Genomic DNA, 8,231 nt, shown 5'->3' on the forward strand with positions numbered 1-8,231 from the left:
TGTGCGCTGGATCCAGCGCACACAGTTCCAGTCCAAAGTGGTCCGCCGCTATCTGATATAGCACCGCAAGGTGCGGATCACTCACCAGAAAAACTCTGTCTTCGGGGGCAAAAAGCTGACGTCCATGAATGAATTCACTGCCGATCAGGATGCCGGAGAGATACGCAGACATAGACTGGCCATCGGTGTCTTCACACAGGGTGCGGGTGCGCGCGGAAAATATCTGGTTCAGCAGGCCGCCGGGGCCGACGCTCTCGGACAGCCCGCGATGGAAGCTTCCGGTATGTTGATGTTTCAGGTTCAGCACCGCACCGATGGAACTGTGCTGGTGTAGCAGTGCGTACATCTCCCCGGTAAAAAACGTCGCAAAATCGTAAATGCGTCCATCGGTGACCCGTACCCACTTGCTGTGGGTGCCGGGCAAAATAATCAGGGCATCGCTCGCCCCGGTTTCCGCCAGGGCGCCGAGTACCTGACACTCTTCTCCGCGCATTACATCCGGCGCACCCGCGGGGGTAACACAGCGCATACCGGGTACTGCAAACACGTTGGCTTCGGAGGGAATAGGGAGTAGTCCGCGATACAGCGCATCCGGAGTTGCCGGGCTCTCCACATAGGGCGCCTCGTGCCAGCCGGTACGGCTGCCAATCATGCCGCACAGGTATACCGGGATACCGGGCCACTGCTGCTGCCAGTCACCGCAGAACTCCCGCAGCACTTCGCTGTAGTTGCCATGACAGTTGTGCACCCCGCGCGGCGCAACACGAGTGTCTGCAATGGATCCGCTATCGTCTACCAGATATGCGCGTAGATTGGTTGTGCCCCAATCCACCACGATGCGTTGCATCAGCCTGGCTCTCCGTCTACAGCCACCGATTGTGCCGCGACCATTTGGATGGCGCGGATGACGGAAACCCTGCCGCTCATAAAAAGCGGTTTGCCGCGCGGATCAGCATAATTCGCATTATTCACAATGAGATACTCTCGGGTAATCTGTGCTTTTGAAATTTCGCACCAGTGGCCTCCCCACCCATGGTTGGGAAGACCTGTGCCTTCCCTGATCTCAGCTCCGTTTGAGAGTGATGTGGTTACCGCTGTACTGCACGGTTTTTCCTGTATCGCCATCAAGGGTAAAAGGTTTGTCACCGCGGTCGATCCAGCGCACCTGAATCTCGCGCTCTTCCGCCATACCGTCGAAACTGCCGATACGTTCACCGATGGTGACTTCACCGCTGGCTTCGCTGTATCTGACCGGAATCCGCGACCACTGGCCCTGTTCGTAGGCGTAGCTCTTGCCATCGTCCTCATAGATTTCGAAGCTGCCATCGGCCCCGGTAAATACGTTCAGTGTCAGCGGGGTGTTGAGGCTATCCGCGGTGCTCTGGATTTCCGGGCCGGTGGGCACAATGCTGCCCGCCTTTACGAACAGGGGCATCTGGGTATAAGGCGCATCCGCATCGATGGTCTGGCCTCCGCTGAATTTCTCGCCGCTGTAGAAGTCGTACCAGTCGCTACCCGCCGGCAGGTAAACATCGCGGGCGCGCGCACCGAATTCCGTTACCGGGTTCACCAGCAGTGATGGTCCGAACATGTACTGGGTGTTGATGTCGCTTACCTTGGGATCCGAGTCGAAGTCCATTGCCAGGCCGCGCATCATGGTGCCGTCCTTGTGGTGCGCGTCACCGGCCAGGGTGTAGATGTAGGGCATCAGGCGATAGCGCAGCCTGGTGTACTCCACCATGCTGTTGTAGGTATCGCTGCCCTCGTCAGCCAAGTTGAAGATTTCGCGGTAAGGATTCTGCCCGTGGGCGCGGAACAGCGGGGTAAAGGCACCGAACTGGAACCAGCGCAGGTTCAGTTCCTGCCACTCTTCTTGTTCACTTTCCGCCATCTCCTTGTAGTTCCCCACCACCACGTCGCCGTTGTAGCGGTAGCGATCCTCCGGGGTGAAACCACCGATGTCGAAGGTCCAGTACGGCATGCCCGCCATACCGACACCAATACCCGCCGCAATCTGTTCCTCCAGGTTGGACCAGCGGGAAACCACATCGCCACTCCAGATGGCAGATGCGGTGCGCTGGATACCGCCGAAGCCGGAGCGGGTGAGGATAAACGCCCGCTTGTCACCGTCGGTTTTGCGTTCACCCTGATACACGGTTTCTGCATGCGGCAGGGCGTAGGCGTTGAACATCTCCGCGCCGGTGCCCATGGCATTCGGAGTAATCAGGTCTTTGCGGTGTTTGAAGCTCAGGTTGGAGTGAATGTCCGGCTCTACCGCATCCAGCCACCAGGCATCGAAGCCGACGGTATTGAGCTTGTCGCGGATCTGGCCCCAGTAGATTTCCCGACACTCGGGATTGTAGGTGTCGTAGAAGGTGTTCAGGTAGCCGCCGCCGATCCAGTCCAGGTTTTTCTCTTCGATATTTTTGTTGAACATACAGCCCTTGGCGTTGAGCTCGGTGTAGTTTTCCGTGGTGGGGTAAAACTTCGGCCACACGGAAATCATGATGTTTGCATCCAGTTCGTGGACGCGATCCACCATGGCCTTGGCGTCGGGGAAGTAGGTTTTGTCGAAGTCGTGGCTGCCCCAGGCGTCTTCCGGCCAGTAAGACCAGTCGAGCACGATATTGTCGATGGGGATCTTGCGCTCGCGATACTCTTCCAGTGCACCCAGCAATTCGTCCTGGGATTTATAGCGCTCGCGGCTCTGCCAGAAACCGAAAGCCCACTTGGGCAGCATGGTGGCCTTGCCGGTGAGCTCGCGGTAGCCGGAAACCACGTCGTCTTTGTTGTCGCCGGCCACAAAGTAGTAATCCACCGCTTTGCCGGTATCCGCGGTAAAGGACAGTTCCTGTTGTTCCTTCTCCGGCAGTGGCCCGTGCTGCAACAGGCGCATGTAACCACCCTGGGGCTGCCAGTCGAGGTCCAGCTGATATTTCTCTCCGGCTTCCAGATCCACCTCGGCGTTGTGGTACCAGGGGTTCCAGTTCATGCGCCAGCGGTTCAACAGTTCTTCGCCATCCAGTGACAGGCTGGCGTAACCGCTGGAGTACATTTTGAATTCGTGTTCGCCACTGGTGGTTGGTTCAATAGTGCCGGACCACTGAATGCGCAGGTCCTCTGCGTCCGCCACCTCTTCCGGCAGTGGGACTTCACGCACGCTGGCGTGGGACAGGAACTGGTAGTTGAGGTCGGATTCGGAGCGCTCCAGTTTCAGTTCGTCGCCGTCGTAATAACGCGCGGTAAGGCCACCGGGCTCACCCTGCGCGTTGTACAGTTTGAAGCCTTCCGGCAGTGGCTGCGGCGGCAGCGGATCGCCCAGGCGACTGATACCGGTGTTGTTCCACAGCAGGCCGTAGTTGCGGCTGGAAACCAGGTAGGGAATGCTGATTTCCAGATTGTAGGTGGTGAGCTCGATATTCTCACCGCGGTAATTTACCCGTCCATCCTGTTGCTGGCCGAGGCCGTAGAAGGCCTCATCCGGTTGCGGCTGGAAGCGCTGGCGAAACGAGTGAGAGTCCGCATCTGGTTTCCCGGGCTCATTGATCACCCGGCCCATGCTGCGGCCGGCTTCTGCGAGCAGGGTTTTGCCTGCGGCGTCTTTGAACTCTACTGAACCGTTCTCCAGTGAGACCTCCGCGGACACTTGCGAGGTCTTGACCAGCAGCTCGCCGTTTTCCTCGGCGACGCTAAAGTCAATTCCCTTCGGTTGTGCTGTGACCATCAAGGTGTCTGGCAGGTTGCTGAAATCCTGCTGGGGCGTGGCCGTGACCCGGATGATTTCCTCGTCGATTACCTGCACACGGACTTTTTTGAATTCACTGTCTTTGAGAGCAATCACAGCTCCGTGCGCGGTTTTCTCCCAGCTGGCGTGTGTTACTGGTGTGGTTTTGTGTGCGTCTTGTTGGCCATCGCAGGCATAGAGTGCGGGAAAAAGTGCCAGGGCAAGCAGGGTGCTTTTGGGGTTGAAATTTTTCATGGTCTTTTCCGTCGTTATTGTTGATGTCGATGGTCGGTCAGTCGATTTCATAGGTGGCGAGTTTTACCTTGAGTACATGGGGACGGTAGATAAAGTTCAGTCCCCAGTCGGTCTGGTCGCCATTCCATACGCGCTCGAAGACCCACTCACCATCGTTAAAGTGTCCTTCTTCCACTCGATCAAAGGTGAATTGCTCACCTTCCAATTCTTTGCTCGGGGAGAAACTCACCCGCGCGTGGTAGCCCACTACCAGGTATTCGTTCTTACCCAGTTCCGCGATCACCGCGCCGCCGGAGGCGGGGTTATTACCCTTGGGGGGATCAATCCAGAATGCCGGGCGGCCGTAGGTGATTTCCGCGCTCCAGTCACCCAGATTTTGGCGCTGGGTATAGTCCTCGGGGTCCTTTTCTGTTTTCTCCTCGCCGTCGCTGCCCCTGGCATTCCACAGTTCCTTGTCTGGCGCGAAGGTATCCACGGGTTCGGAAAAGCCCCAGGTGCGATGGTTCAGACTGATCTCTGCCCACTCGGATCCCATAGCGCCGAACACCCGGTAGAGATCGGCGAAGGGCTTGATGACTTTCTCGTCCATGGTTTCCGCACCCAGCGGAAAATTGGAGTATTTGGTGTTGTCCATACCGAAAGGGGCGAAGCCGAGGGCGCCGTGGCCCATCGCATCGAAGAAGTAGCGCACGTAGGGCTGGTCGTTGCCGATCTCGGCGATATACAGGGGGTTGTCCTCACGGGCGTAGAGATCCATCACCCGGGTGGCGGTCTTGTGGTCGCGGAAATAAATATCCGGCGAAATCATATCGATATGCGGCGCGGCGGCTTTCCAGATATGGATTACATTGTCGGTGGCGCCGCCGCTGGAATACTGCCCGGGTTCACCGGGGTGGTACGGGTTGCGCAGGGCCACATTCACATACATGGGGAGCGGATATTCCTGTTTGCCGGCCTCGGCAATCTCATCCACAAAGCGGCCGATATGCCAGGCGTGAAAGAATTCGTCCGCATCTTTGCCAAACACCTCACGCCAGTTACCCGGTTTTTTTCCTGTATTGTCCAGCAGTTTTTGTGGCACTGGCTGCTGGAATACCTTCTGTGCGGCATCGGAGTAATCTCGGGCGGAGCCGTAGGTACCCACTTCGTTCTGCACCTGTACCATGATCACGGTGCGCTGGCGGTCGACTTTTTTCAGGTGACGCATCAGCTGCACAAATGCTTTCTTGTCTGCCTCCAAGGTACTGCGGTGGTGCGGTGACAGCGAGTTCAGGGTTTTCCCGTCCTCGGTCTTTACCCGGGGGAAACGCCGGTTATCGAGCTTTACCCAAGACGGCGCGTAGTGGGGCGCATTGTTTTTCCAGGTGGCAAACCACAGCAATACCAGACGTACTTCTTTTTCCCGCGCCTGCTTGATCAGGGTATCCACAAAGGAGAAATCAAACTCTCCCTCATCAGGTTCTACCTGTTCCCAGGCCACTGGAATAACCAGGGTATTTGCGTGCATCTGCTCCACTACCGGCCATACGTCGGGCAAAGCGGCGGGATAGTTGGCGGAGTTGTTGGTTTGGGCGGCCAGCAGCAGGTAGGGTTTGCCATCGACCGTCAGTGCGTGGCGACCATCGCGCTCGATAATCTTTGGCAGCTCGGCGGCGTTCACACTCTGGAATACACCGGTGATACAAAAGAAAGCGGCGGTCAGTAACCGGAAAATGGTTTTTTTCATGCTATCAACGTCACATCTACTTGGTGTTACGGAAAAACGGGGGCTCTGGCGAACCCCCAGGATTGCATCAGCGAGCAGGGTCAGAAGGTCGCTGTCATTCGCATGATGTAAGTAGTGTCGTTGACGTAGGAACTCTGATGATCTCCGGCCGCATTCTGGTCAGCAATCAGCACTGTCTCTGCATTGGCAATATTGATGGCCTGAAGGCTGAGGGCCAGGTTGTCGTTGATTCGATATTCAACCGAGGCATCCAGCTGACCGTAGTCATCGTTGTACACCGGCAGGCGCCACTGACCATTGACGTCCCCGTTGAAGCCGTTTTGTCCCACACCCATAAGGAATTTACTGCGCCAGTTGTAAGCGAGACGGGCGGAGAAGGGGCCGTATTCATACATCCCGGTCACGTTATAGGCATTGCGCGAGATACCGGTAAACGGCAGGTCGGCGTAATTGGAGAAGTCTGTATCCACCGGCTGTGAGATGTCTTCCAGCGCCATTTTGCTGTCGATATAGGTGTAAGTGGCATCAATGCCGAGGCCGTTAAACGGTTCCGGTAACTGGTCGAAGAATTTCTTCCAGCCCAACTCGGCCCCACGCAGTGTGCCGTCGCCATTATTGGTGGGCCGTGCAACACTGTATGTCCAGCCGTTGTACTCCTCCTGTACGAACTCGCGACTGATGAGGTCGGTGATATCTTTGTAGAACACGTTCATGTGGGCCATGCCGCCGTGCTCATTGAAATACCACTCGAGGGACAGATCGAATTGATCGGCCATGGTCGGCTTTAGATTCGGGTTGTCGTAAAGATCGGCGGTCAGCAGGAAGTCACTCATCTGCGGCTCGTCTTCCATACCGATACCGTTAGGAAGATTCGCGCTCAATTGCTGGTAAGCCTGGAGCTCGCCAAAGGCGGGGCGGGTCATGGCTCTGGCGGCGGCGAAGCGCAATTGCAGTTCTTCGCTCAACTCCATCTTCACATTGAGGCTTGGCAGTGCACGGGTGTATTTGTTATCCACGGCCAGGGGCTCGGGGTCGCGATAAAAGCCCTGGTTGCCCGCGATGTCAGTGACGGTCGATGGATAAATGATGGAACCGTCAGTTGACATATCCGTAGTCACCACGCGTACACCCAGGTTACCGCTGACGGGGTATTGAAGTTCATCCCAGCCAAAATAGGTCATTGCGTAGACCGCACTGGTCTTTTCGTCCTGCAGATTGGTGTAAGCGATATCATTGATATCCCGGATTTCGCGCAGGCCCTGACCGCAGCGATCGGGGCACAGGAAGTTTCCGGAATCCGCGGCCTGCTGGTGCAGGTCGAGGAAGGATTGCGGGAAACCGGCGGCGAGGCTGATATTCGGCGTCATGAAAACACCGGGGTGCGCGCCTTTTCCGCGATAAAAATTATCCAGGGTATTGAGGGAGAGCTGGCTTGCATCGGCAGAGGGCATTGCTGCCATACCATCCAGTGCCCACCAGCGCATCCACTGCTGGTAGATGGGCTGCCAGTCGTAGCCGGTATCGTGGTTTTCAGAAGTCGTGTCGGTAAAGCGAACGCCGAATTTGGTGCCCCGGATCGGACCGGCATCGAAATCATACGTGGCATCCAGTCGCACCGCGGTTTCTTCCGCCTCGTTCTGGGTGCGGTTGTCCATGGTGAATGCCATGTAGTAGTTCGAAGGATCGCCCAACAGCTCGGAATTGGTCGACATCTGGGGGCGTCCCCCGGTGAGGTCTACTTCCAGGTAATCCAGTTCGATACCAGTGGCAACGGTGGCGTCCAGGCTCCTGGTGTCCGCCATGACATGTTGCAGGTCGAAATTTACATTCCAGCTGTCATTGGGTTGCCAGATGAAGTTATAGGAAATATCAGTGGTCTCTGATTCCCGGTCTTGAAAGCGCGCTGCGGCGCCCATGGGAATAGCGCCGGAGGTAGAGGCCAGTCTGCCTTTCCGGAAGACTCCGTTGTCGTCGTAGGTGAATTCAGTACCGTCGGCGGGAATGATGTCCAGAGGCCAGTTGTCGACGAAGATCGAGCTTTCATCCCAGAATTCGGCATATTGGCTGTTGAATACCTGGAAAGACATTTCTGCGGTGTCGTTTAGACGCCACTGCACCACGCCGTAAGCGCCCTGGCGTTCGCGGTCGAATTCGTAACTGCGCCAGTCGGCACCACGGGGGATGTAAACCGTTTGCCCGTCCACAATATTGTCGCGGGGAAATAGCGCTCGGGTGTAAACACCGTCGGTGCGGGTTGCCGCTTCGGAATAGGCGAAATCGAGTAAAACACCAACCTCTCCCTGACCCACGTTCCAGCGATTGCTGACCAAAGCGGATGCAGAAGGGCTGGTTTTCTCAACGAAATCGCCGTAGTTACCTTCGGCGGTAAACGCCATTTCGGAGCCTTCGTAATCAAATGGTTTTTTGGTGCGCAGGTTCACCGTGCCGCCCAGACCACCTTCAATAAGATCGGCGCTCTGGTTTTTGTACACATCGACGCCCGCCATCAATTCCGGCGGAACATCC

At 56.8% G+C, this 8,231-nt stretch carries 4 protein-coding genes; all 4 read right to left on the reverse strand.

What is annotated here, in order from left to right; genetic code table 11:
• Window positions 1-847: 2-dehydro-3-deoxygalactonokinase (locus B4U49_RS02335; RefSeq protein WP_078082971.1), on the reverse strand; the 847-nt coding region annotated here is incomplete at its 3' end.
• Between the two features lie 216 nt (window positions 848-1,063).
• The gene (locus tag B4U49_RS02340) at window positions 1,064-3,979 is read right to left on the reverse strand and encodes a TIM-barrel domain-containing protein (RefSeq protein WP_078082972.1); all 2,916 of its coding nucleotides are present in this window, start codon (window positions 3,977-3,979) and stop codon (window positions 1,064-1,066) included.
• A gap of 37 nt (window positions 3,980-4,016) precedes the next feature.
• Window positions 4,017-5,705: a GH35 family beta-galactosidase gene (locus tag B4U49_RS02345; RefSeq protein ID WP_078082973.1), complete on the reverse strand. Its 1,689-nt coding sequence runs from the start codon at window positions 5,703-5,705 to the stop codon at window positions 4,017-4,019.
• Between the two features lie 80 nt (window positions 5,706-5,785).
• A partial coding sequence (locus tag B4U49_RS02350; RefSeq protein WP_143735485.1) for a TonB-dependent receptor occupies window positions 5,786-8,231 on the reverse strand: 2,446 nt, incomplete at its 5' end.

This window comes from Microbulbifer mangrovi, assembly GCF_002009015.1.
GTDB classification, from domain to species: domain Bacteria; phylum Pseudomonadota; class Gammaproteobacteria; order Pseudomonadales; family Cellvibrionaceae; genus Microbulbifer; species Microbulbifer mangrovi.